This is a genomic window from Arthrobacter sp. zg.Y820 (assembly GCF_030125555.1).
Taxonomy (GTDB): domain Bacteria; phylum Actinomycetota; class Actinomycetes; order Actinomycetales; family Micrococcaceae; genus Arthrobacter_B.
Genome location: NZ_JASKLX010000005.1, coordinates 69,163 through 92,521, shown reverse-complemented (window position 1 = coordinate 92,521; position 23,359 = coordinate 69,163). Strand labels below are relative to the sequence as shown.

Here is a 23,359-nt window from a genome sequence, read left to right as displayed (position 1 = left end):
TACCGCCCACCGCGGCTTTGGTTGCAACCCCCCAGCCCTTCAACCGCTCGTGCTGGATGCTCCGGGCGGCGGCGACCCGGCCGGCGATGGCGGCGCTTTGTTCGGCGCCGCCATCGCCGGCCAACTCGCGAAGGGACACGCGCTGAACGGTCAGCTGCAAATCCACCCGGTCCAGCAGCGGGCCGGAGAGCCGGCTGAAATAGCGTCGGCGCTGCTGCGGAGTGCAGGTGCAGTCAATGCCCTTTCCGGAGGCCAGGCCGCAGGGGCAGGGGTTGGCTGCCAGCACCAGTTGGAACCGCGCCGGATAGCTGGCGGTCCCGGCAGCGCGGTGCAGCTCGAGTTTGCCGCTCTCCAGCGGCTGTCGCAGCGCATCCAGCACGCGCCGGTCGTACTCCGGAGCTTCATCAAGGAACAGCACACCGCGGTGGGCCCGGGACGCCGCACCCGGACGGGCAATGCCCGAGCCTCCGCCGATGATCGCCGCCGACGACGCGGTGTGATGCGGGCTTTCAAAGGGCGGGCGCCGCAACAGCTGGGAACACGGCCGGCCGCCCCAGACCAGTGAGTGGATCGCGGTGACCTCCATGGCATGGGTGTCCGGAAGGTCCGGAAGCAGGCTGGGGAGGCGCTCGGCCAGCATGGTCTTTCCCGCTCCGGGCGGGCCGGTCATCAGGAGGTGGTGGGCGCCGGCGGCAGCAACCTCCACCGCGAATCGGGCCTCCGATTGGCCGGCAATGTCCGACATGTCGCGGAGCGGAACGGTCACGCCCGTCCCGTCGTCGAGGCTTCCTTCCGGGGTTTCGTCGGGAACCTGCGGCGGAAAGGACAGCCGGCCGGGATCGGCACCGAGAAAGGCTGCCACTTCCGCCAGTGACTCGAACCCGGTCACTTCGGCTCCGGGGACGAGGGCAGCCTCGGCGGCGTTGGCTGCCGCCACCGTGATTTCCGGATAGCCGGCGTCCACGGCCGCCATGACTGCGGGCAGGATGCCGCGCACCGGCCGCAGCCGTCCGTCCAGACCAAGTTCGGCGATGAAAACGCGGCGGCCGCTGCAGCGGATGTCTCCGGCGGCGGCAAGCGCGGCCGTGACGATGGCCAGGTCGAATCCCGACCCGCGCTTGTGTACGTCCGCCGGCATCAGGTTGACGGTGATCCTCCGGCGGCTCAGCGGCAGGCCGGCATTCTTGGCTGCCGATCGAACCCGGTCCTTCGCTTCGGTGAGGGAAGCATCAGGCAATCCCAGAAGAACGAAGGAGGGAAGCGTCTGACCGATGTCGGCCTCGACTTCCACCATCCGGCCGTCCAAGCCGACCAGACCCACACCATAGGTTCGTCCCAGCGTCACGGCGCCACCTCGCGCAGATGCTCGATCACAGGTGCGCCCACGCCGTCGTCGACCACCGATACGGCGTCCACCCTGAACGCTGCAAAGCGCCGGTCCTGGGCCTTCCGCCACCTGCTGGCCAGGAGGTAGAGACGGGCAAGCTTGGCCGGCGTGATGGCTTCGAGAGGATGGCCGTAATTCAGCGAGGAACGCGTTTTGACCTCCACGATGACCAGCGTCCCGTTGTCGATTCCCACGAGGTCGATCTCTCCGTCGGGGCAGCGCCAGTTGCGGTCGATGACCTCTATGCCGGCCGCGGTCAGGTAGCCCGCCGCGAGGTCCTCGCCGTGTCGTCCCAAGGTGTCTTTGGCTCTCATGGCTCCACCCTGCTCCTCCGGGCCGGGCGGCACGTTGCTTCTGCCGCAGGATGTGGATGAGCGTGCCCCGCCCGGTCAGCAGACCCGCATTGGGGAGGAACGATAATGCCCGTCCACGGCGGCAGGCTCCCTTAGCGGGCTGAACGGGCGGTCAGGGCGGAGAGATAATAACCTTCGATTTTCCGGACCACGTCACGGGCACGGCCCTTGAATAAGTGCGGAGAAAAGGTCACATCCCAGCCCCCGGACATGGCACGGCTCCACTGCAGCATGCCGGCTATGTCCCGCTGCGGGAGGGCGGCAAGTGCCTGCAGTCCGCCGCGGCCGTGCCTGAGCGCCGGGCGGGGAGCCGCCCGCCGCAGAACGGAGCCGGTGAACTTTCCCGCCACTGCTGTTGCCCTGGCCAACCGGATCTGTTCCGGGGTGAAGGACGCGAGGTACCCTTCATAGGATTTCAGGCGGATTCCGATGACTTTAGTCCCTCCGGGAGCCCCTTCAATCCGCCCGATGCCGACGGCCTCGAAATCTTCCCAGGGTATGAAGCCTCCGGAGTGGGGCTGAATGCCGTCCTCGGACAAGGTGAGGACAACCGGATCCCGCAGTTTCTTCCATAGGACGGCGCCATAACCGCCGCCAAAAAAGAGAACGCACACCAGCCCGATAATTTTGTTGCGCCACTCGGGGCTGAGACAGAAGAACAGCCCGATGGCGACGAAAAGCGCGGCTAGGAGTCCCATCCCGATCAGGCGGATCCAGGAAACCGGAAGGATCAGCGGTGCCAGTTTGGAAGCGCCCGGTGCAGCCGATCTTCCGCCGTCGTCGTCCCTCGTGTGCAGATGACGAGACCCGTCGCAATTCCGTTTGGCTTCAGTCATAAGGTCCTCCGTGCCTTTCCTGAACGCTTCCCTGTGAGTGGCTGACCACAACAGATGAACAATAGCAGCGAGAAAGAAGCACTAATTCCTTCTTTGCATTGGGCAACCTTTTGGGCGATATGCAGGACGGATCAGATCTTGCCGTGATCTTGACACCATCTTGCGTCCGAGCTGAGGGTCCTCCGACAGGATGGGCGGACCCCCACATGACGACCCAAGACTTAAAGCGCTTACCGAAGGAATAATGAAGAACGTCATGAAAACAACTGCGACTGCTGCTGCAGCCGCCCTGGCTCTCGGCTGCTTCTCACTAGCCGTCATTCAGCCGGCCACTGCCACCGGCGGCACCGCGCCGGAAACATCCACTACCGTCCGTCAAGACGTGGGTGCGTATCTTTACAAGAAGAACGACGAATCCAAGCCTGCCGCATGGGAAAACTCCGGCCCCCAGGATTTGCTCCAGGTCAAGGAGCACACGACAAAGTGGTTTGAAGCTGACGAAATCATGAGTCGGCTCCCAAAGGACATCTGCGGCCCGGGATGGGCCATCCAGCAGGACAAGCTGGATATCGACACCACCAGCCCCTTCAAGTGGCCCGAAACCATTACATATCCTGATGGCTTCGGTGAGGGCGCCACCCTGACTGATAACAGGCACGACGACCTCGAGACCTACGGCCCTGTGCCCGATTGCGAGCCGGAGCCGGATCCCAGCCCGAGCCCGACACCGGACCCCAAGCCCACCCCGGATCCCAAACCGACACCGGACCCGAGCCCTAGCCCGACCCCGGACCCCAAGCCCACCCCGGACCCCAAGCCCACCCCGGATCCCGAGCCGACGCCGGACCCGACACCGGACCCGAAACCCAGCCCCAAGGCGACTCCCGAGCCGAGCCCGACACCGGAACCCAGCCCCACACCGAGCCAGACACCGCCTGCCGTAGTCGTCCCGCAGCCGACACCGCCTGCACCGCCTGCGCCTGCCCCGGTTACCCCCGGGCAGCTGCCGGACACCGGAGCGAATCCGGCCATGGCAGCACTGGCAGGAGCCGGAATCCTGGTTGCCGGTCTGGGCACAGCGGCCCTGGTACGGAACCGCCGTCGCGCTGATTCGGCCGATGCCTAACCTGCAGGGATCGAACCAGCGGATCGTCAGCTAGCGAACCGCAGACCTGAATAGAGATTGTTCGGGTTGATGCGAACGGCCCCGAGGCCTTGCCCCGGGGCCGTTCGTATGCCCGCAACTCCGGACGGCCCGCGGGGCGAACCACCCGCGGTGGATCGCCCCTCAGGCATCAGTGCGACCCCTAATAGACCACGGGCATGGATTCCAGCCGGACGTGGGTGAACTGAAAGGCTCCGGCCCCGTCACCGGATCCAGGCAGGAATGCCGGCAGGACACCCGCAAAGGCACGGCTGAGGGTGATGTGCGGGCGGAGGCGGGATGCGAACATGAAATTGGGATCGGCAGCGGTGAAGGCCTCGACGTCGGCAATGCCGCAGCGGCGGAGGAACGCCGCCAAAGCGGCAAAGGCTGCGGCATGGGACTGCATCAGCGCTGCGGAGGGAAAGTACTCCAGCACCAGCGTCCGCCCGTGCCGTCCAAAGCGTGACAGAACCGCCGGCTCCAGCACGACCGGCTGCCCCGGCATCGCCGCCTCGGTTTCCGCGACGTAGTCCGCAAGCAGCACTTCGTAGTCTTCCCGGGCAATGCCGGTGGCAACTGAGACCACCGCGTAGACGTCCCGAACCTTGCCGAAATGGATCAGTGTGAGGTGCAACTGCCGCTCGGAAACCCAGCGCGGCCGGCCGCCGTCATTGATCTCCGGCAGCGCCGCCAGATCCTGCTGAAGCTTCATCAGGTGAGTCAACGACTCCGGGTCCGGCCGAAGCTGTGCGTAAAGGCGCCGGTTCCCGGACAGATACCCGGCCAGCGGAGAATCGGGAAGTGCCATTGGAGCAGTCTAAGGAGATGCGCGCCGAAGCGGCACCCCTGCCGCTAGGGTGTATCCATGCCATTCGACATCCCGCTTCTGTCCGACGGATCGCTGACGCTGCGGCCGCACCGCGCCTCCGACGTCGAGCCGGTGTTTCTGCGCTCCCTCGATCCGTTGACCCGCCAGTGGACCACCATTCCGCTGGACTACACGCGCGCGATGGCCGCGCACTATGTGGCAGCGATCTCGGTCGCGCAGGAAGATGCGGTGTCCTGGGCCCTGGAGTTCGACGGCGATTACGCCGGCTCGCTGGATCTGCGCTTCCAGGGGGCTAATTCGGGAAACCTGGGGTTTGTGACCGCACCCGCCTTTCGGGGCCGGGGTCTGATGTCCCGGGCAGTGTCGCTGGCCGTGGCCCATGCCTTCGACGGCCTGGGCTGGGACGTGGTGACATGGACCGCCAACGCGGGAAACACCGGAAGCTACAAAACCGTCTGGCGCAGCGGGTTTCCGCCGCCGATTGCCGTTCCCCATTTCCTTGCCCACCGCGGCCGGATGGTGGAGGGCTGGATTTCCAGCCTCGCTGCCGAAGACCCGCGGCTGCCCACGGGGCTGTGGGCGGAGTGGCACGACGTCGTCGAACGGCTTCCTGCGGCGCCGCCGGCATGCGCGCCGGCGCCACCGACGGCACCGACCGCACCGATCAAGGCACCGATCGAGCCGGCGCCGGCGCCGGCACCGTCGAGCCGCCGGCCCTAAACTTCGCCGGGGACGGCGGCCGCCCGTCGCAGCGTGCGGGCGAGCGTCAGCCCAGTTCGTCTGCCTTGGGAATGGTGAGGTCGTCGTTGCGGGTCAGTTCCTCCACGTTCACGTCCTTGAACGTGATCACGCGGACGCTTTTGACGAACCTGGCGGACCTGTACACATCCCACACCCAGGCATCCTGAAGCGTGAGATCGAAGTAGATCTCGCCGTCCGCGGAGCGTGCCTGCAGGTCCACATGGTTCGCCAGGTAGAACCTCCGCTCCGTTTCGACTACGTAGCTGAAGAGCCCCACCACGTCCCGGTACTCACGGTAGAGCTGAAGCTCCATGTCCGTTTCATAGTTCTCAAGGTCTTCCGCGCTCATAATTCCATCATCCCCCAACGACGCTCTCTTGGTCTGCGGCATACGGTTCCGGACGCGATCCCAACTGCCAGGACATCCGGTGCAGGGGCGTGGGCCCGTGCGCGTCAATCGCCAACCGATGGGACGCCGTAGCGTAGCCCTTGTTCACTTCCCAGCCGTACTGAGGATGTGTCACAGCGTAGTCCACCATCATCGCGTCCCGCTCCACTTTCGCGAGTACGCTGGCTGCGGCCACGCTGAGGCACTGCATGTCCGCCTTGATCTTGGTGTGCACCGGCGCCAGGCAGCCGCCGTCGTCGTCGTTCGGAACGTCGAAGAGGCTGGCCTGGGACGCCGGCGAGAGCCAGTTGTAGTTGCCGTCCAGGAGCACGACGTCGGGCGTCAGGTCCGAGCAGACCTGGTCCCAGGCGCGGGTTCCGGCCAGCCGCAGCGCAGCCATGATTCCGTGGAGGTCGATTTCGGCCGCGCTGGCATGCCCGACGCCCCAGCCCAGCGACCATTTCTTGATCAGCGGCACCAGGGTTTCCCGGTCGCTGACGGAGAGCAGCTTACTGTCCCGCACGCCCTTGAGCGACCGGACCGTTGCCAGGTCCACGGCCACCAGTCCCACGCTGACCGGCCCGGCCAGGGCACCGCGGCCCACCTCGTCGCAGCCTGCCAGCACCTTGTGGCCGGCGGCGGCAAAGGACCGCTCGAACCGGAGCGTCGGGGCCTTGCTGCCGGTTCCGGTCTTCGGACGCTGGCGGACTGGCGCAGCCGTCATTTCGATTCGGCCGGTGCTGAGCTGGAGGGCTCGGGAACGTTTTCGAAGACTTCCGGATAGCTGCCCACGAAGCCGGCGCGGTTCAACGGCCATGCGGTCACGGCCGCCTTACCCTCAATGTCCTCGACATCAACGAAGCCGCCGCTGGGATCCTGGAGGTGTTCGCGGGAATCCGCGGAGGCGTTGCGGTGGTCGCCCATGACCCAGACCTTGCCCTCGGGAACCACGACGTCGAACGCAACGTCCGACGGCGACGCACCGGGGTAGATGTAGGGCTCGGTCAGCGGCTCGCCGTTGACCGTGATCTTGCCGTCGGCGTCGCAGCAGACAACGCGGTCGCCCTCGGTGCCGATGACCCGCTTCACGAGGTGCTGCTCCGAGGTGTCGGGAACCAGCCCGACAAAGATCAGGGCATCGCGGATCCAGGTTCCCGGGCCCTCGGTGGCCGGCGGGAGCTCCGGCAGCCAGCCCTTGGTGTCCTTGAATACCACCACGTCGCCGCGGTTCAGGTCAAAGGGCTCCGGGACCAGCAGGTTCACGAAGATGCGGTCGTTGATCTCCAGGGTTTCCTCCATGGAACCCGAGGGGATGTAGAACGCCCGGAAGAGAAACGTCTTGATCAGGAAGGACAGCAGCAGCGCGACCACAATGATGGTGGCCACTTCGCGCAGCCAGCCGCCAAAGCCGCGGTTTTTCTCGCTGCCCTTTTTCTTGCCGGCACTGTCCTTGCCGGCGCTGTCCCCTTTGCCGGGGGCCGCCGCGCGCGGGTTCGCCGAATGGGCGCCGTGGATGCCGGATCCGGCGCTCTGGGTGGGCTCGTCCGGGACGTTCTGAGCCATGTGCTTTCCTCTTACTTCGCCGTGTTCCACTCGGCTCCTAACTCTAGCCGCTCAATATCCGAACTACGCTCCAGCGGCCACAAGATGGCCGTGGCCCTGCCAATGACGCGCTCCTGCGAAATGAGTCCGCCGCCGGGAGCCCCCAGCAGGGACCGGGAATCGGCGGACCGGGACCGGTGGTCCCCCATCAGCCACAGCCGGCCGTCGGGGACAATGACGTCAAAGGACTTCTCGCTGGGAGCGTCTCCCGGATAAACGTATGACTCGTCCACCGGAGTTCCATTGACGGTCAACCGAGGCTCGTCCGCCGTGCAGCAGCTGACCCGGTCACCCGGAACTCCGATGACCCGCTTCACGTAGACAGTGTCGCTGCCGGCCAGACCGACCCACCGGGCCAGGGACTTCACCGCTGTCACCGGGAGCGGATCACCGTTGTGCAGCGGAGCCAGGGACCCTTTGCCGTCAAAGACCACGACGTCGCCGCGCTGGATTTCGCCGGACCTGTAGTCGGTGCGTGAGACCACCACGCGGTCGCCCGGTTCCAGCAGCGGCTGCATCGACTCGGACGGTATGTAGTAGACGTCCACGACAAACGCGCGGACCAGCGCCACCAGCACCACAGCGGCGGCAAGGGCGCATAACACGAAACGCCAGCCCACAAACCGGGGCCGGCGTTTCATGTGCTTCCCGGGAGGGTCCGAAGATTCCCGGGAAGCGGATGCTGCGTGGATCAAGAAAGTTACTTGGCGGGACGTGCGTCGCGCTTTTCCTTGATCTTGGCTGCCTTGCCGCGCAGATCGCGCATGTAGTACAGCTTGGCGCGGCGGACGTCACCCTTGGAGACGAGCTCGAGCTTGTCGATGACCGGGGAGTGAACCGGGAAGGTACGCTCCACGCCGACGCCGAAGCTGACCTTGCGGACCGTGAAGGTCTCGCGCAGGCCATCGCCCTGGCGCTTCATGACGAAGCCCTGGAAGACCTGAACACGGGTGTTCTTGCCTTCGATGATGTTTACGTGAACCTTGACCGTGTCACCGGCGCGGAACTCGGGGATGTCTGAACGCAGCGAAGCTGCATCAACAGAATCTAGGATGTGCATTGTTTATCACTCCTGGTGGACGCCACAGGTCATCCACTTTGGTAACGGCAGGCAAGGATGCAGCGGTTACGCTGCACAGATGCTGCCGAAGCTAAAGACCGGCTGAGCCGAGGATTGGCTGCCGGCGTGCAGTCTGTTGGCCGCGCTCCCCCTGTGGCAGGTGCGGACCCAGATGACACAGTTATCTATTCTGCCATATCCGGCCAAACGCCACCAATCATCGGCGCGGCAGGATCCGGTCCTTCGTTACTTCGTAGCCCAGAGCTTCAAGCGCTGCCTTCTCGGCTTTGTTCAGCTGCGCGGCGTCGAGCTTTTCCAGCAGGTCCGGGCGGCGGGCGGCGGTGCGCTGCAGCTGCTGCTCGCGGCGCCACTGGGCGATTTTGCCGTGGTTGCCGCTGAGCAGGATTTCCGGCACATCGCGGTCCCGCCAGGACGAGGGCTTGGTGTAAACGGGGTATTCCAGCAGCCCGTCGGAGTGCGATTCCTCCACCAGGGATTCAGGATTGCCGACGACGCCGGGCACCAGGCGGCCGATCGCCTCCACCATGGCCAGGACGGCGACCTCTCCCCCGTTGAGCACATAGTCGCCGAGGCTGACCGGGCGGACATCGAAATGCTCTCCGGCCCACTCCAGCACGCGTTCGTCGATGCCTTCGTAGCGGCCGCAGGCGAAGACCAGGTGCTTTTCTTCGGCCAGCTCATAGGCCATGGCCTGGGTGAAGACCGCACCGGCCGGCGACGGAACAATCAGCACGGGGCGTGCTGCTTCCTCTTCGCCGGCGACGGAGGCCAGCGCCTGCGCCCACGGTTCGGCCTTCATCACCATGCCGGCGCCGCCGCCGTAGGGGGTGTCGTCCACGGTGCGGTGCCGGTCCGTGGTGAAGTCGCGCAGGTCGTGGACGTTGAGGTCCAGCAGGCCGTCCTGCCGGGCCTTGCCGATCAGCGACAGGTCCAGCGCGGCCAGGTACTCCGGGAAAATGCTGACTACATCAATGCGCACTTTAGCTGCCGGCCTCGCCCGAAGCGCTGTTCGGCGCCTTGTCCGCCGCCGTCGCCTTGTCCTGCTTCTCCGGCTTGTCCTGCTTCTCCGGCTTGTCCTCGGGCAGGTTCAATTCGAAGAGGCCCGGAGGTGGGGTGATCAGGACGTAGCCGCCCTCGACGTTGACCTCGGGCACGATGGCTTCCACAAACGGAACCAGGACCTCGCGGCCCTGCGTGTCGTCTACGACAAGCAGGTCCTGCACGGTCAGGGTGCGCAGGCCGCTGACGGTGCCGACGACGTCGTCGCCCACCTTGGCCTGCAGGCCCACCAGCTCGTGCTCGTACCAGCCCTCGGTGTCGTCTTCGTCATCCAGCTCTTCGGTGTCGACGGAGAGCATCGCGCCGCGCAGTTCTTCGGCGCCGTTGCGGTCAACGACCTCATCGAAGCCGAGCAGCAGGATGTCCTTGTTCCACCGCGCGCTGATGACCGTGAGCGGACCCTTGGACGCGGGCTCGACGGTGAGCTCGGTTCCGGGTACGAAGCGGTCCTCGGGGGCGTCGGTCATGACCTGGACGGTCACTTCGCCGCGGATGCCGTGCGGCTTGCCGATGCGTGCCACCTGTAACTGCATGGGGGGTCTCCTTGTATTGGTGCGGCGTGTTTGGTGCGGTGGGATGGGATGGTGAGGCACCGACGTGGTGCGGGCTTGCGGGGGCGGTCCTGTTGGCGGTCCTGCCCGGAAACACATCCGGCCCCTTCACCATTATCTGGTGCAGGGGCCGGATGCCGTGAACTGCGTTCAACTGGTAATGCTATGAAGAAAGTGCTGGAACTGACGATGCAGTCCGGCCGTGCCGCGGATGTTCAGCGGCGGCGGTCGGTATCCACTACATCGACGCGAACCGGTTCGCCGTTCGCCAAGGCTGCAATCACAGTGCGCAATGCACGTGCGGTCCGTCCCTGGCGTCCGATGACGCGGCCCAGATCGTCCTGGTGAACGCGCACCTCGAGGGTTTCCCCGCGGCGGTTGCTCTTGGCGGAAACCTTGACGTCCTCAGGACTGTCAACGATTCCGCGGACGAGATGCTCCAGCGCTTCGGCCAGCAAGTTACTCAGCCTCAGCCTCTGCGGAAGCCTCGGGAGCCTCGTCCTTCTTGGCCTTCGGAGTGATGGCCTCGGGAACGATCACTGACTTCTTTTCGGGAGCTACGAAAGCTTCCTTCGGGGCCTTGACCTGAAGGGTGCCTTCCTGGCCCTCGATGTTCTTGTACTTCTGCCAGTCACCGGTGATCTTCAGCAGAACTGCGACCTGCTCGGTGGGCTGGGCGCCGACGCCGAGCCAGTACTGGGCGCGGTCCGACTTGATGTCGATGTACGACGGGTTCTCGGTCGGACGGTAGAGTCCGATTTCCTCGATGGCACGGCCATCGCGCTTGGCACGGGAATCCATGACAACGACGCGGTAGTGTGCTGAGAACTTCTTGCCAAGGCGCTTAAGGCGAATCTTTACGGCCACTTTTGTGGTCACTCCTGATCTGAAAAGGGGCGAACCCGAACTTCTGCTCCCGTGGGGCGGGCCATAACGTTTGGGTTCAAAAAGGACAAGATGCATGCACGGAGAGAGGGGCCGCGCAGATCGAGTACCTGACCATTGTGCCAGATGACTCCTTGTTTGGCGACTCGGGGTTTGGCGCGTCGGGCCGGGCGCTGTCCGCCACGGGTTCCCCTCCATGGGCCCGTCCGCACTACCCCACGGCGACGCGAAGGCGGTTGCGCCAGGGATCCTCGAAGCGCAGCTCGGCACCCGTGTGGTGACTGGAGATGCCGGCGAGCTTCAAGCGGTCAGCTAGCCCGGCGACGTCGTCGGCCGTCGGCACGGTCAGGAGGACTTCACCCAGGCCCAGCGTGTCGCGGCGGGGGCCGGCGCCGCGGCTGTTCCAGACGTTCATGGCCATGTGGTGGTGGTAGCCGCCGGCGGATACAAACAGTGCCTGCCCGTGGAAGCCGGCAGTGCGTTCAAAACCCAGGGTGTCCACGTAGAAGGCCGCGGCGGTGTCGGTGTTTCCCACCTGGAGGTGGACGTGGCCGACGCCGGCCCCGGCACCGCGCAGTCCGGCCAGCGCCTCCTCGGTGAGGTGTTCCCGAAAGTAGGTTTGCGGGGAGAGCGCCAGCGAGGCCATCCGGACCTCGCGGCCGCTGGCGGTCTCGTCCCAGTTCCAGACGTCCCGGGGCTTGTCGTAGTAGAGCTCGATGCCGTTGCCCTCAGGGTCGGTGAAGTAGAACGCCTCGCTGACCAGGTGGTCGGCCGACCCGACGAAAGCCGCAGGATCAAACTGCGCCGCGGAGGCCACCGTGGCGGCCAAATCCGCCTGGGTTTCGAAGAGGATGGCGGTGTGGAACAGGCCCGCCTCGCCGCGCAATGCCACCTGCAGTCCCGGCGCCGGCGCGAGATGCACGACGGGGACGCGGCCGCGGCCAAGGTACTGGCCGCCGTCGGCTTCAGCCACAATGTCCAGGCCAAGCGCACCCTGATAGTAGGCGGACACCTTCGCCAGATTGCCGACCTTCAGCATGACGGTTCCCATCGCGAGGTCGGCGGGAAGCAGGTCGGAGGGATTTACTTGAAGGTTCATGTAATGAGTTTAGTTGAAGGTTCAGGTAAAGCCAAGCTGTGGAGAGTTCGCTTGGGGACAAGTTCCTGCCGCTTTCCTCAGCTTCACTTCCTGCGTTCTACGACAGCTCGCGCTTCCGCACCGCAGTCTTGTTCCTTCCCTAGCTGAGCGTCGGTCGGCTCATCGGGCAAGCATGCTCCCTCGGGCGGGTCATCCGGAAGCTGTCCCGGAACCTCACAGTTACCGTCTTTGGGATCCTCCCCAAGCTTCGCTCCGCGGAGATCGGTTCCAGTCAGATTCGCGTTCCTGAGGTCAACTCCGCAGAGGTAGGCCATCGACAAGTCGGCATACACAAAGCTCGCGTTCCCGACCTGCGCACCCGTCAGATCGGCCCAACGCAGATTCGCTGCCCGCAGATCGCTAATGTTCCCCTTGTTATCGGTCAAAATAACATCGCGCATTTCAGCTCCGTTCAGGTCAGCAAACACGAAGTTGGCTCCACGCAGGTTGGCATCGGTCAGCATTGCGACGGACATTTCTTTACCGCGAAACCGATAGCCGGTCAGATCAAGAAGTTCTGAGGGATTACCCGGATCCATCGGTCGCACAAAGCCGGTCAGATCCGGGGATATCCCGATGGTGAAGCGGATATTCTCTCGTTGGGCCCGCAGATCCCGGTCTTCGGAAATCGCTTGAACGGCGAGCTGGAGGACGAGAATCGCCAGCGCTATTGCCACGCCGGTTCCCAGAGCGATTGCCAAACCCGCCCGCACTTCGTCATGGGGTTCTCCCGCAAACGAGTGAATTCGCCACAACGTGATCGCCAGTGCAACGACCAAAAGTACTTCCACGACGGTAACAAACAAGACGAACCAAAGAACATTATCGACTGGTATCAGTTTCCACGACCGTTCAGGGGCAACGAGCGGCAGGATGAACTCGAATATGATTGTCACGATCAGCAACAGCCCGACCGCAACAATCAGAATGCTCAGCCATCGTATAGTCACAGAACGATTTGGCCTTTGACCGTTCACCGTCTTTCTCGCTTTCTGACCTCCCGCTCGCTCAGTGATTGGTCTCCTCCTAACGGAGACGAAAGACTGCGCTTGGGGAACCCGTTGCCTTGTTACGGCGACGGTTGCCGCCGCCCCCCTTGGTGAAGATCCGAGGTGGGCAGTATGCGGCGTCTTGCAGCCTTTGACAACACTTGGAAAACGATCGATACGCCCGTTTGGATCGCGGCCAGGTCAGGTAGCAATCGGAGATCACGGCGTGATCTTCGAACACCGAATGGACAGCTCCGTGCCTGCCTCTACGCGGTGAATCGAGTCGACAGGTTCAGGTCCTCGACACGATCAGTTCGGCGAAACTTAGTTCGAAGGCACAAGCTCAATGCGCATCGCAACGCGCTCCCCCAGCGCATCCAAGCCGATTTCCTTCTCGTGCTCCCGCAGGGCCTGCAGTTCGCCGCCGGGCGCGGCGACCGTCCCAAAACCGCAGCTTCGGTAGAACGGAGCATTGAACGGCACCCCGGCAAAGGTGCAGAGCGTCATGGAGGTGTATCCCTGATCCTTCGCCCATTCCAGGGCAGCTGAAACCAAAGCGCGGCCGAGCCCGGCGCCGGCCGTGTCGGGATGCACCGAGAGCTGCTCCAGATGTGCCTGCCCGTCCACTTCCTCGAGCCGCGCGAACCCCACGGGCGGAGTTCCCGCCACCAGAAGATGCAGGGCGGAAGCCAGGTCGGCTGCGGAACCCGGAGGCGGCAGCGGCAGCGGATCGGCTCCCGGCCCTGAGCCCCGAACTCCGGCCATCCCTGCCAGCAGGCTGTCGGAGGCCGCCTCCAGCGCAGGCAAAAGGGCCAGATCCTCAGCTCCGGCTTCCCTGATGACTGGGACCGAGCGGCGCATCAGCGGTCTCCCGCTTCCACCCGGCTATGCGCGGCGAGGAACTCCCGGATCTCGCGCTTGCCGGTCCCGGTGTCCTGCGGCCGGTGATTGCCGCCCACCTGGAGGTGTTCGGCTCCGGTGGAGACCAGGAAATCAGCCACCTCTTCGTATAGCGGTTCCCATCCGCCGGTGAGCACCAGCGTGGGCACCCCGGGAACAATGTCCAGCGGCGCCTCCCAGGGCGGTGTTTGAAGCCGAAGCCGCGCAGCGGACCGCCTGGCAGCTTCATCGGCCGGAGCGGAATGGCCCGGCCGTGCGGCGCGGCCTGCGGCTGCTGCCTCGACTGCGAAGACACGGCGGACAAATGCGCGCTCAAAATCCTCGTCACTCATCTCCGGTGCTGCGTCGAAAAGCGGCTGCAGCAGTTCGCGGTGGGCGGCGGTGGCCGGAAGGTCGAGGGTCAGCGAGAACACAGCCGGCTCGCACAGGATCAGGGAATACACCCGCGCCGGATCCCTCAGCGCCGCAAGCATGGCCGGAATAGCGCCTGCCGAGTGCGCCACCAGATGGCCGCCTTCGCCGAGTGCCTCCCGGATTATTGCGATATCGGTTTCCAGATCCGGCGCCAACGGCTCCGCGACGTCGTCGAATCCGTGTCGCTTGATAAACAGGCAGTCATAGTCCAGCGCCAGCCCGTGCTGCCGCGGCCAAGCCGTCGCGCCGAAGCTGCCGGCGCCGTGCACAAACACCACTCGTTCCAAAGGCATGCGGGACTCCTAACGTCCAAGAATTCCGGAGAAGCCGCCCACAGGCGGCATCATCCGACGGGTCGGCGGCGGCACAGCCGGTTCGCCCGGCGTGCTGCTGCCGTCCACCAGTTCGGTCACCGTGCCAAGATCCAAAGCTTCCAGTGCGCCGGCAACCCTGCGGGCGACGGCCTCGCCCAGCACAGCGGCGCAGTCCGGCACCGGCACAAAGCGGGCTTCCCGCTCACCGCCGCCGGCGGTGAACCCGGCGACCGACGTGGCCAGCTCCCCGCCGTCGTACACAAACGCGATGGAGTCACTCTGGCTGCCGGGCCTGGCCGCGCCGGGGCTCGCACCGGCCTGGATGTAGTCCAGCACCAGGACGCGGCCGACGCCGAGCTCCAGTCCCAGCGTCCCGGCAACGATGCGTCCGGCCGCGGAGCGCGGATCCTCTGCGCCCAGGACGACGCCGCCGGGAAGATCCCAGCTGCCGGAGCCGGAACGCAGCAGCAGCACGCGGCCGTCAGTGCTGCGGATCAGGACGGCGGCGGTGGTGCTGCGCTTGAACACGGATCCGTAAAACCCGCTCAGTCCCTGTGCTGCCACACTGGCCTCTTCCCTGGGTTTGCCTCGCCGGTGGACCGGCCGGATCCGGCTGAATCCGCTTTAAACAGGCACCGCCGGACAGAGGTCCGGCGGTGCCTGTGCGTAATCCGTTACTTGCCCAGGAACTTTTCGAAGCCCTTGGGAAGGTTCAGCGAGGACGGGTCGAAGTCCGCGTCCTGAGCGCCGAACGCACTGCCCGTGGGCAGCGCCTTGCGGGCACCGGCACGGCGGGCCTCCGCCTCGGCCAGCTCCTGCGCGGCCTTGGCCGGGTTTCCGGAACGGGCCTTCTTCTTGCCCTTGGCTGCCTGCTGCTTCTTGCGGCCGCCGCTGAAACCGCCGGGACCGGCCATGCCGGGCATGCCCGGCATGCCGCCGCCGGCTGCCATCTTCTTCATCATCTTCTGGGCCTGCACAAAGCGTTCCAGCAGGCCGTTGACCTCGGAAACGTGCACGCCGGAACCGCGGGCGATGCGGGCGCGGCGGGAACCGTTGATGATCTTCGGCGCCACCCGCTCATGCGGCGTCATGGACCGGACAATTGCTTCGACCCGGTCAATTTCGCGCTCGTCGAAGTTTTCCAGCTGCTCACGCATGCCGGCGGCGCCGGGCATCATCATGAGCATTTTCTTCATCGAACCCATCTTGCGCAGCTGCTGCATCTGGGTCAGGAAGTCGTCCAGGGTGAAGTCTTCCTGGTCGGCGAACTTCTGCGCCATCCGGGAGGCTTCGCCCTTGTCCCAGTTCTGCTCGGCCTGCTCAATGAGCGTCAGGACGTCGCCGAGGTCCAGGATGCGGCTGGCCATGCGGTCCGGGTGGAAGACCTCGAAGTCGGTGAGGCCTTCACCGGTGGACGCGAACATGATGGGCTTGCCGGTCACCGACGCCACGGACAGCGCGGCACCGCCGCGGGCATCGCCGTCGAGCTTGGTCAGCACGACGCCGGTGAAGTTCACGCCCTCGTTGAAGGCCTGCGCCGTGTTCACGGCGTCCTGGCCGATCATGGCGTCAATGACGAAGAGGACTTCGTCCGGGTTGATGGCGGCGCGGATGTCGGCGGCCTGCTGCATCAGTTCGGCGTCCACGCCCAGGCGGCCGGCGGTGTCCACGATGACGACATCGTGCAGCTTGGTGCGTGCCTCTTCGATGCCCTGGCGGGCAACGGCCACCGGATCGCCGGTGGCGGACTCGAACTCGGAGCTGACGCCCGGGTGCGGTGCGTAGACCGGCACGCCGGCGCGTTCGCCGTTGACCTGGAGCTGCTTGACGGCGTTCGGCCGCTGAAGGTCGGCGGCGACGAGCAGCGGGCTGTGGCCCTGGCTCTTGAGGTGCTTGGAGAGCTTTCCGGCGAGGGTGGTCTTACCTGCACCCTGCAGGCCCGCGAGCATGATCACCGTGGGCGGGTTCTTCGCCAGGCGCAGCCGGCGGGTCTCGCCGCCGAGGATCCCGACGAGCTCCTCGTTGACGATCTTGACGACCTGCTGGCCCGGGTTCAGAGACTGCGAAACCTCAAGCCCGAGGGCACGTTCCTTAACGGAAGCGGTGAAGGCGCGGACCACGGACACGGCGACGTCGGCGTCGAGCAGCGCGCGGCGGATCTCGCGGACTGTGGCATCGACGTCGGCTTCGGTGAGTTTGCCCTTGCCGCGAAGGTTCTTGAAGGTTGTAGTCAACCGGTCAGACAGTGAATTGAACACGTGCCGCGCACTTCTTTCGTCAGTTCTTCGCCATGTTTGGCAGGCCCAGCTGTTAAGGGTACCAAGGCAGGTTGGGTAATTGCCGCAAAACCCTTACCAGTTCCGCACCGCCGATGGCACGCTGGAGCCATGAGTGAAACTCCCCCACTGCGGACCCTGCTTATTCTCGGCGGCACCGGCGATCTTGCGGAGCGCCTGCTGCTGCCCGGGCTGGCGCGCCTGATCGACAGCGGACGGGCGCCGTCGGACCTGGCGGTGGTCGGTTCCGCCTCCCGGGACTGGACCGACGCCATGTGGCAGGAACGGTTGCAGGAGTCCTTTGCGGCCGCGCGCGGCGAGGCCGACGACGCCGGGCGGCAGGCGCTGGATACCACTGTCCACAACGGCAGCTATCTGCGGGTGGACCTGCAGGATCCGGCGCAGCTGGCCGAGGCCATCCGCGGCCTGGCCGCGCCGCTGGCCGTGTACTTTGCGCTCCCGCCGGCCGTTACGCAGTCCACGGTGGCGGCGCTGAAGCCCGGAGATCTGCCCGACGGCACCCGCCTGGTGCTGGAAAAACCGTTCGGCAGTGATGAAGCCTCGGCCCAGGAGCTGAACCGGATGCTCGCAGCCCTGCTGCCCGAGGACGACGTATACCGGGTGGACCATTTCCTGGGCATGGCCACGGTGATGAACATTCTCGGGCTGCGCTTTGCCAACCGGATCCTGGAGCCGGTGTGGAACAACCTGCACATCGAGCGCGTGGAGATCGTCTTTGACGAGGAACTCGGCCTGGAGGGACGGGCAAAGTACTACGACGGCGCGGGCGCGCTGCGGGACATGATCCAAAGCCATCTGCTGCAGACCATGGCCGTGATCGCCATGGGAGCCCCGGCAACGCTGGGCGAGCGGGACGTGCGGGACTTGGTGGCCGCCACCCTGCGGGCGGCGTCGGTCCCGGCGGACTATGCGAGCAGCACCCGACGGGCGCGGTGGGACGCCGGGGAGATCCACGGCGAGGGGATCCCCGCGTACGCCGACTCCCCCGGAGTGGACCCGGACCGGCACACCGAAACCCTGGCGGAAGTGGAAGTGCGGATCGACAATGACCGCTGGGCAGGAGTGCCGTTCGTCCTGCGCTCGGGCAAGGCCCTGGGCAAGAACCGGCAGGAGGCCGTGGTGACCTTCAAACCGGTCGGCCATCTGCCCACCGGTTTCACCGGCGCGGCGGGCGAGGGATCCCGGCTGCGGATCTCCTTCACTCCGGCCCGGCTGGAACTGGAACTGAACGTCAACGGACCGGCCAGCGTCTTTGATTTGGAGCGCACCGGCCTGACGGCACCGATGCACAAGTCCGCGCTGACACCGTACGGCGAGGTGCTGGACGGCATTCTCTCCGGTGATCCGCTGGTGTCGGTGCGCGCGGACATCGCCGAGGAATGCTGGCGGATTGTGGATCCGGTGCTGCGCGCCTGGGCCGACGGCGACGTGCCGCTGGAGACGTATCCGGCCGGAACGGCAGGTCCGCCCGACTGGAAAACCAGCCGGGCGGAGCCGTGATGTGACAGCGAACAGCGGGTGGCCGCCGAGGCCCTAGAGCGCGGAATCCCCGCGTTCCCCGGTGCGGACCCGCAGCGCCTCCTCCACGTTGACCACCCAGACCTTGCCGTCGCCGGCCCGGCCGGTGTTGGCGGTGGAGACCAGCACGTCCACAATGTCGTTGAGCCATTCGTTGGCCACGAGGACTTCGATGCGGATCTTCGGCAGCAGGTCCACTGTGTATTCGGCGCCGCGGTAGACCTCGGTGTGTCCGCGCTGGCGCCCGTAGCCGTTGGCCTGGCTGACGGTCAGGCCCTGAACTCCGTAGCTTTCCAGGGAGCCGCGGACGGCGTCGAGCTTTTCGGGACGGACAATGGCGGTTACGAGTTTCATGAGTTGATGCTCTCCTTCGGTGCGGTGCGCGCGGACTCGGGGAAGGGCCGGAAGGATCCGCCGACACCCAGCCCGCCGAATTCGTAGGCGGTTTCGGCATGTTCGCTCAGGTCCACGCCGTTGACTTCGGAATCCTCGGAGACCCGGAAGCCGATGGTCTTGTGGATCGCCAGGCCGATCACCAGGGTGAGGACCGCGGAGAAGACGATCGCGACGATGGCTGCAACCAACTGGGCGCCAAGCTGCGCGAAGCCGCCGCCGTAGAACAGGCCGCCGCCCTCGCCGTCGACCGGCAGGGCGATGAAACCCAGGGCCAGGGTGCCGACGATGCCGGCGACCAGGTGCACGCCCACCACGTCCAGGGAATCGTCGTAGCCGAGCTTGTACTTCAGGCCGACGGCGAGCGCGGAGAGGACTCCGGCCACCAGGCCCAGGCCGACGGCGCCGAGCGGGCTGACGTTGGCGCAGGCCGGGGTGATGGCCACCAGGCCGGCGACAATGCCCGAGGCGGCGCCGAGCGACGTCGGGCGTCCGTCACGGATGCGTTCGGTCAGCAGCCAGCCGACCATCGCAGCGGCCGGAGCCGCCATGGTGTTGACCCAGATCAGGCCGGCTTCCTCGGCGGTGCCTGCTGCTCCCCCGTTGAAACCGAACCAGCCGAACCACAGCAGGGTGGCGCCCAGCATGACAAACGGAATGTTGTGGGGACGCTGGCTCGGGTCCTTGCCGAAGCCCTTGCGCTTGCCGATGATCAGGGCCAGCACCAAGGCTGCCACGCCGGCGTTGATGTGCACCACGGTGCCGCCGGCGAAGTCGATGGCTTCTCCGACCACCGAGCCAATGGCGCCCTCTTCACCGAGCAGTCCGCCGCCCCAGACCATGAAGGCCAGCGGGCAGTACACCAGGGTCACCCAGATGGGAACGAAAACCGCCCAGGCGCTGAACTTGGCGCGGTCCGCGATGGCGCCGCTGATCAGGGCCACCGTGATGATGGCGAAGGTGGCGCCGAAGCCGGCGCTGATGAGGTCCTCCGTGCCGATCAGGGACTCGAGGCCGAAGGAGGTGAAGGGGTTGCCGAACAGCCCGCCCACGCCGTCGCCACCTGTCATGGAGAAGCCCCACAGAACCCAGACAACCCCCACGAGGCCGATGGACACGAAGCTCATCATCATCATGTTCAGTGCTGCCTTGGCGCGGGTCATCCCGCCGTAAAAAAATGCCACTCCGGGGGTCATGAGCAGCACCAGTGCCGCCGAAATCATGACCCAGACGTGACCTGCTGACAGATCCATCTCCACGTCCCTTCACCCTGCTGCGGGCCCTTCCCGCAGGATGAACTCTGCCGGGGCCAGATTTCGGCCACTGCCCGGGCGGATTACCGGGACATTACAAACCCCCCCGCTGATGTAAAAACTCGGAGTCGCCGATGTTTCCACGGCGTTTCGCGCCGCAGGTCGGCAGGGGGTCGGCAGGCCTGACGGCCCTGCAGGGGTCACCCGTGCCCGCCGCTAGGATGGTCCCTAAGTCTCACTACCGGAGGTTCATTTTTTATGCCCGAGCAGTCTCCCTTCTCCGACGGTCCGGATTCCCTGGCCGCCGGGGACGGCAACAATCACCGACCAGGCAGAAACAGGAAGAAGCCGTGGATTATCTCCGGAGCGGCACTGGCGGTGGTGCTGGCGGCCGGCGCCGTCGTCGCCCCCATGGTCCTGGACGATGAGGCTGCGCCCGCGGCCGCTCCCTCCCCCACCGGTACCCCCTTCACGATGACGCCGAAGCCGGAGCCCACACTGGCGCCGGCTCCCGTGTTCAACTACTACGAGCAGGCAGGCCCTCCGGCCGGTTCACCGCTGAACCAGGTAGAGCCGCTGGCTGTCACCGTCGTTCCGGAAACCACCGGCACGTCCCTGCCCGCCGGGCTGATCGGTCTCTCCCTGGAAGCCACGGACCTGGCCGACCCGTCGCTGAGCGGCGACAACCCGGAAATGGTGCAGTCAATCTCCGGACTGGGCAAGCCGCTGCTGCGCTTCGGCGGTAATGCCGTGGACCGCCGGTTCTTCTGGACCTCCACCGGCGAAGCCATTCCGGGAAACCTCTCCGGCGACAAGGCACATCCGGTGCGCGCCGTGACTCCGGCGGACCTGGAGCGGGTCAACACGCTCCTGGAAGCCGTGGACGGCCAAATCGCACTGACGGTTGATCTCGGCAACTACGACCCCGCCCGGGCCGCTGACATGACCAAGTTCGCCGCTGCGGCCTTCGGCGAGCGCCTGGTCGGCATCACCGTGGGCAACGAGCCCAACGGCTTCGCCAAGACCGGGCTGCGGCCCGGCGGCTACGGCATCCAGGACTACCTGACGGAGCTGCAGGCCTACGCCACGGCGATGCACGCCGTCGCCCCCCAGGTACCGATCGTGGGCCCGGGCACCTATGAGGAATCCTGGTGGGGTCCCTTCGCCGAGGTGCAGCTGCCGCAGCGCAAAATCCTGTCCTTCCACCACTACCCGCTCTCCTCCTGTGAAGGCGCCGATCCGGCCGGCGAACCCGTTATGAGCGCCCTCGTCACCCGGCACATCCATGACCACGCCAACAACTTCCGCGGCGCGGCGCTGGAACCGGCCCTTACGGCCGGCATCGAGACCTGGATCCCGGAAACCGGCGTCTCCGCCTGCCCCGGCTCCAACGAAACCACCAAGACGCATGCGTCCGCGCTGTGGAGCGCCGACTACGCGCTGAGCGCGGCACAGCTGGGCATCTCCCGGGTCAGCTTCCACAGCTCGCTGCTCACCTGCACCGGCGGCCCGCCCATGTCCGCCATCTGCGCCGGCGGGGCCTACCTCCAGCCCAACGGCGTCGTGGACGAGCGGGCCAACTACTACGGCCTGTCCATGGTTGGCGAAATGGAGCCCGGCGAGTTCCTGAAGCTGGACACCTCCGGAACCGGCATGGCCTATCCGTACGCGGTGCGCCATGCGGACGGCAGCATCAGCGTTGTGGTGGTCAACAACAACAACCCCGAGACCGACGCCCAGACCACGGTTAGCCTCGAGCTGCCCGGCAAGGCGCTGACCGGGACGATGACGCAGATGACCGGCCCCTCCTACGCCGCAGAGGACGGCACGCTGATCGACGGCGCCGCCGCCGAAGGCACCCCGGCCGCCGAGCGTCTGACGGTGCCCGGCTTCGAATACGGCTCCAGCACCCAGACGTTCCCGCTGACCGCCGGAACCGTCACGGTCCTGAACTTCACGTTCTAGCCCGCACGACCCACAACACCGCGCGACACAACAAAGGGCTCCTCACTTCCCCTCGGAAGTGCGGAGCCCTTTGCGGTGCTTCGGCTGCTAGCTCAGCAGTGCGTCCACGAAGCCCTCGGCGTCGAACACCGCCAGGTCATCGGCGCCCTCGCCCAGGCCGATCAGCTTCACCGGCACACCCAGGGTGCGCTGGATTGCGACGACGATGCCGCCCTTGGCGGTGCCGTCCAGCTTGGTCAGCACGATGCCGGTGATGTTCACGACCTCGGCGAAGACCTTCGCCTGGGTCAGGCCGTTCTGGCCGGTGGTGGCGTCCAGGACCAGCAGGACCTCGTCAACCTCGGCCTGCTTTTCAATGACGCGCTTGACCTTGCCGAGTTCGTCCATCAGGCCGACCTTGTTCTGCAGGCGCCCGGCGGTGTCGATCAGGACCACGTCCACCTCGCCGTCGATGCCTGCCTTCACGGCCTCAAAGGCCACGGAGGCGGGGTCGGCGCCGTCGACGTCGGACTTCACCGTGGGCACGCCCACGCGCTGTCCCCAGGTGGCCAGCTGCTCGGCCGCGGCGGCGCGGAAGGTGTCAGCCGCGCCCAGGAGCACGTCCTTGTCCTCGGCCACCAGGACGCGGGCCAGCTTGCCGACCGTCGTCGTCTTGCCGACGCCGTTGACGCCGACCACCATGACGACGGCGGGCTTGTCGGCGTGCCGGGTGACGGCCAGGGACCGGTCCATGGTCGGATCCACCAGTTTGATGAGCTCCTCGCGGAGCATCTGGTGCACTTCCTGCGGATCGCGGCTGCCGGAGATCTTCACCCGCTCGCGCAGGGCGTCCACCAGCTCCATGGTCGGTTCGGTGCCGAGGTCCGCCAGCAACAGCGTCTCCTCGATCTCGTCCCAGACGTCTTCATCAATCTTGTCGCTGGACAGCAGCGCCAGCAGCGCCTTGCCCAGCGCGTTGTTGGACTTGGCGAGCCGCGCGCGCAGGCGGGCCAGCCTGCCCTGCACCGGTTCCGGGGTTTCCAGCGCGGGAACCTCGGGAGCGGGGGCCGCTTCCTCCAGGTCACGCAGGTCATCGGGGACGACGACGTCGGTGTCAGCGGGCGGCGCGGCCTGCCCCGGCGGCGTGTCCAGGGTTGCGGTGCCGGCGGCATGCGAGCCCGCTCCGGTCACCGGGTCATTGGCGTCACGGGTGGTGGGATACATGCCCTTGGGAGTTCGGCGGGTCCGCACCAGCAAGGCTGCCACGGAACCGACGACGGCAAGGGCTATGACCACATAGATCACAATCGAAAGAGTCTCATTCACGCTCTCCAGCATGT

The 23,359-nt window shown here is 66.0% G+C and carries 26 protein-coding genes; 4 read left to right on the top strand and 22 right to left on the bottom strand.

Going from position 1 to position 23,359, the window contains the following annotated elements; translation table 11 throughout:
• From QNN99_RS05200 to QNN99_RS05190, 3 genes are all read right to left on the bottom strand, one after another.
• The coding region (locus QNN99_RS05200) for a YifB family Mg chelatase-like AAA ATPase (RefSeq protein ID WP_229965363.1) at positions 1 to 1,345 on the bottom strand (1,345 nt) is incomplete at its 3' end.
• Positions 1,342 to 1,701 (bottom strand): YraN family protein, encoded by a 360-nt coding sequence (locus QNN99_RS05195; protein ID WP_229965362.1) that lies wholly within the window; start codon positions 1,699 to 1,701, stop codon positions 1,342 to 1,344. The genes QNN99_RS05195 and QNN99_RS05200, both read right to left, overlap by 4 nt.
• 131 nt (positions 1,702 to 1,832) lie before the next feature.
• Entirely contained in the window at positions 1,833 to 2,576 is a 744-nt protein-coding gene (locus tag QNN99_RS05190; RefSeq protein WP_229965361.1) for an STM3941 family protein, read from the bottom strand.
• A 244-nt stretch (positions 2,577 to 2,820) separates the two neighbouring features.
• On the opposite strand from QNN99_RS05190, the gene QNN99_RS05185 reads away from it, so the two are divergent.
• A complete protein-coding gene (locus QNN99_RS05185) occupies positions 2,821 to 3,702 on the top strand; it encodes an LPXTG cell wall anchor domain-containing protein (RefSeq protein WP_229965360.1) in 882 nt (293 codons plus the stop codon).
• Between the two features lie 181 nt (positions 3,703 to 3,883).
• Here QNN99_RS05185 and QNN99_RS05180 read toward each other — a convergent pair whose 3' ends face one another.
• Positions 3,884 to 4,531, bottom strand: coding sequence for a hypothetical protein (locus QNN99_RS05180; RefSeq protein WP_229965359.1), 648 nt, complete (start codon positions 4,529 to 4,531; stop codon positions 3,884 to 3,886).
• Between the two features lie 57 nt (positions 4,532 to 4,588).
• On the opposite strand from QNN99_RS05180, the gene QNN99_RS05175 reads away from it, so the two are divergent.
• Complete coding sequence (locus QNN99_RS05175; RefSeq protein WP_229965358.1) at positions 4,589 to 5,272, top strand: GNAT family N-acetyltransferase; 684 nt, start codon at positions 4,589 to 4,591, stop codon at positions 5,270 to 5,272.
• Between the two features lie 46 nt (positions 5,273 to 5,318).
• On the opposite strand, the gene QNN99_RS05170 is transcribed toward QNN99_RS05175, so the two are convergent.
• The 15 genes from QNN99_RS05170 to ffh all read right to left on the bottom strand — a co-directional run bounded on the left by QNN99_RS05170 (position 5,319) and on the right by ffh (position 16,872).
• Positions 5,319 to 5,642, bottom strand: a complete 324-nt coding sequence (locus QNN99_RS05170; RefSeq protein WP_104053848.1) for a DUF2469 domain-containing protein — start codon at positions 5,640 to 5,642, stop codon at positions 5,319 to 5,321.
• Positions 5,643 to 5,649: 7 nt separating this feature from the next.
• Complete coding sequence (gene rnhB / locus QNN99_RS05165) at positions 5,650 to 6,405, bottom strand: ribonuclease HII (protein WP_229965357.1); 756 nt, start codon at positions 6,403 to 6,405, stop codon at positions 5,650 to 5,652.
• Positions 6,402 to 7,244 (bottom strand): signal peptidase I, encoded by an 843-nt coding sequence (gene lepB / locus QNN99_RS05160; protein WP_229965356.1) that lies wholly within the window; start codon positions 7,242 to 7,244, stop codon positions 6,402 to 6,404. Before lepB (QNN99_RS05160) ends, rnhB begins: the two co-directional genes overlap by 4 nt.
• A gap of 11 nt (positions 7,245 to 7,255) precedes the next feature.
• Complete coding sequence (gene lepB / locus QNN99_RS05155; RefSeq protein WP_229965355.1) at positions 7,256 to 7,924, bottom strand: signal peptidase I; 669 nt, start codon at positions 7,922 to 7,924, stop codon at positions 7,256 to 7,258.
• 59 nt (positions 7,925 to 7,983) lie between these two features.
• On the bottom strand, positions 7,984 to 8,343 hold the full coding sequence (gene rplS, locus QNN99_RS05150) for a 50S ribosomal protein L19 (protein WP_229965354.1): 360 nt from the start codon (positions 8,341 to 8,343) through the stop codon (positions 7,984 to 7,986).
• A gap of 217 nt (positions 8,344 to 8,560) precedes the next feature.
• On the bottom strand, positions 8,561 to 9,343 hold the full coding sequence (gene trmD, locus QNN99_RS05145) for a tRNA (guanosine(37)-N1)-methyltransferase TrmD (protein ID WP_229965353.1): 783 nt from the start codon (positions 9,341 to 9,343) through the stop codon (positions 8,561 to 8,563).
• 1 nt (position 9,344) lies between these two features.
• Positions 9,345 to 9,956, bottom strand: coding sequence for a ribosome maturation factor RimM (gene rimM, locus QNN99_RS05140; RefSeq protein ID WP_229965352.1), 612 nt, complete (start codon positions 9,954 to 9,956; stop codon positions 9,345 to 9,347).
• Positions 9,957 to 10,189: 233 nt separating this feature from the next.
• Positions 10,190 to 10,432, bottom strand: a complete 243-nt coding sequence (locus QNN99_RS05135) for an RNA-binding protein (protein ID WP_104053842.1) — start codon at positions 10,430 to 10,432, stop codon at positions 10,190 to 10,192.
• Between the two features lies 1 nt (position 10,433).
• Entirely contained in the window at positions 10,434 to 10,841 is a 408-nt protein-coding gene (gene rpsP / locus QNN99_RS05130) for a 30S ribosomal protein S16 (RefSeq protein WP_229965351.1), read from the bottom strand.
• A 229-nt stretch (positions 10,842 to 11,070) separates the two neighbouring features.
• Positions 11,071 to 11,958, bottom strand: a complete 888-nt coding sequence (locus QNN99_RS05125) for a VOC family protein (RefSeq protein WP_229965350.1) — start codon at positions 11,956 to 11,958, stop codon at positions 11,071 to 11,073.
• An 83-nt stretch (positions 11,959 to 12,041) separates the two neighbouring features.
• Positions 12,042 to 12,947 carry a pentapeptide repeat-containing protein gene (locus tag QNN99_RS05120; RefSeq protein ID WP_229965349.1) on the bottom strand — a complete coding sequence of 302 codons (906 nt, stop codon included), beginning with the start codon at positions 12,945 to 12,947 and terminating at the stop codon, positions 12,042 to 12,044.
• Positions 12,948 to 13,310: 363 nt separating this feature from the next.
• Positions 13,311 to 13,847, bottom strand: coding sequence for a GNAT family N-acetyltransferase (locus tag QNN99_RS05115; protein ID WP_229965348.1), 537 nt, complete (start codon positions 13,845 to 13,847; stop codon positions 13,311 to 13,313).
• Positions 13,847 to 14,593 (bottom strand): alpha/beta fold hydrolase, encoded by a 747-nt coding sequence (locus QNN99_RS05110; protein WP_229965347.1) that lies wholly within the window; start codon positions 14,591 to 14,593, stop codon positions 13,847 to 13,849. The genes QNN99_RS05115 and QNN99_RS05110 overlap by 1 nt, the downstream gene beginning before the upstream one ends.
• Positions 14,594 to 14,602: 9 nt before the next feature.
• Positions 14,603 to 15,178 carry an NUDIX domain-containing protein gene (locus QNN99_RS05105; protein WP_229965346.1) on the bottom strand — a complete coding sequence of 192 codons (576 nt, stop codon included), beginning with the start codon at positions 15,176 to 15,178 and terminating at the stop codon, positions 14,603 to 14,605.
• Between the two features lie 110 nt (positions 15,179 to 15,288).
• Positions 15,289 to 16,872 carry a signal recognition particle protein gene (gene ffh, locus QNN99_RS05100; protein WP_229965345.1) on the bottom strand — a complete coding sequence of 528 codons (1,584 nt, stop codon included), beginning with the start codon at positions 16,870 to 16,872 and terminating at the stop codon, positions 15,289 to 15,291.
• 129 nt (positions 16,873 to 17,001) lie between these two features.
• Between ffh and QNN99_RS05095 the strand changes: the two genes are divergently transcribed.
• The gene (locus QNN99_RS05095) at positions 17,002 to 18,411 is read left to right on the top strand and encodes a glucose-6-phosphate dehydrogenase (protein WP_229965344.1); all 1,410 of its coding nucleotides are present in this window, start codon (positions 17,002 to 17,004) and stop codon (positions 18,409 to 18,411) included.
• A 33-nt stretch (positions 18,412 to 18,444) separates the two neighbouring features.
• Here QNN99_RS05095 and QNN99_RS05090 read toward each other — a convergent pair whose 3' ends face one another.
• The gene (locus QNN99_RS05090) at positions 18,445 to 18,783 is read right to left on the bottom strand and encodes a P-II family nitrogen regulator (protein WP_104053827.1); all 339 of its coding nucleotides are present in this window, start codon (positions 18,781 to 18,783) and stop codon (positions 18,445 to 18,447) included.
• Positions 18,780 to 20,075 (bottom strand): ammonium transporter, encoded by a 1,296-nt coding sequence (locus QNN99_RS05085; RefSeq protein ID WP_229965343.1) that lies wholly within the window; start codon positions 20,073 to 20,075, stop codon positions 18,780 to 18,782. The genes QNN99_RS05090 and QNN99_RS05085 overlap by 4 nt, the downstream gene beginning before the upstream one ends.
• Positions 20,076 to 20,333: 258 nt before the next feature.
• Between QNN99_RS05085 and QNN99_RS05080 the strand changes: the two genes are divergently transcribed.
• The gene (locus QNN99_RS05080; RefSeq protein ID WP_229965342.1) at positions 20,334 to 22,040 is read left to right on the top strand and encodes a hypothetical protein; all 1,707 of its coding nucleotides are present in this window, start codon (positions 20,334 to 20,336) and stop codon (positions 22,038 to 22,040) included.
• A gap of 87 nt (positions 22,041 to 22,127) precedes the next feature.
• Here QNN99_RS05080 and ftsY read toward each other — a convergent pair whose 3' ends face one another.
• The gene (gene ftsY / locus QNN99_RS05075; protein WP_229965341.1) at positions 22,128 to 23,345 is read right to left on the bottom strand and encodes a signal recognition particle-docking protein FtsY; all 1,218 of its coding nucleotides are present in this window, start codon (positions 23,343 to 23,345) and stop codon (positions 22,128 to 22,130) included.
• Positions 23,346 to 23,359 lie beyond the last annotated feature (14 nt).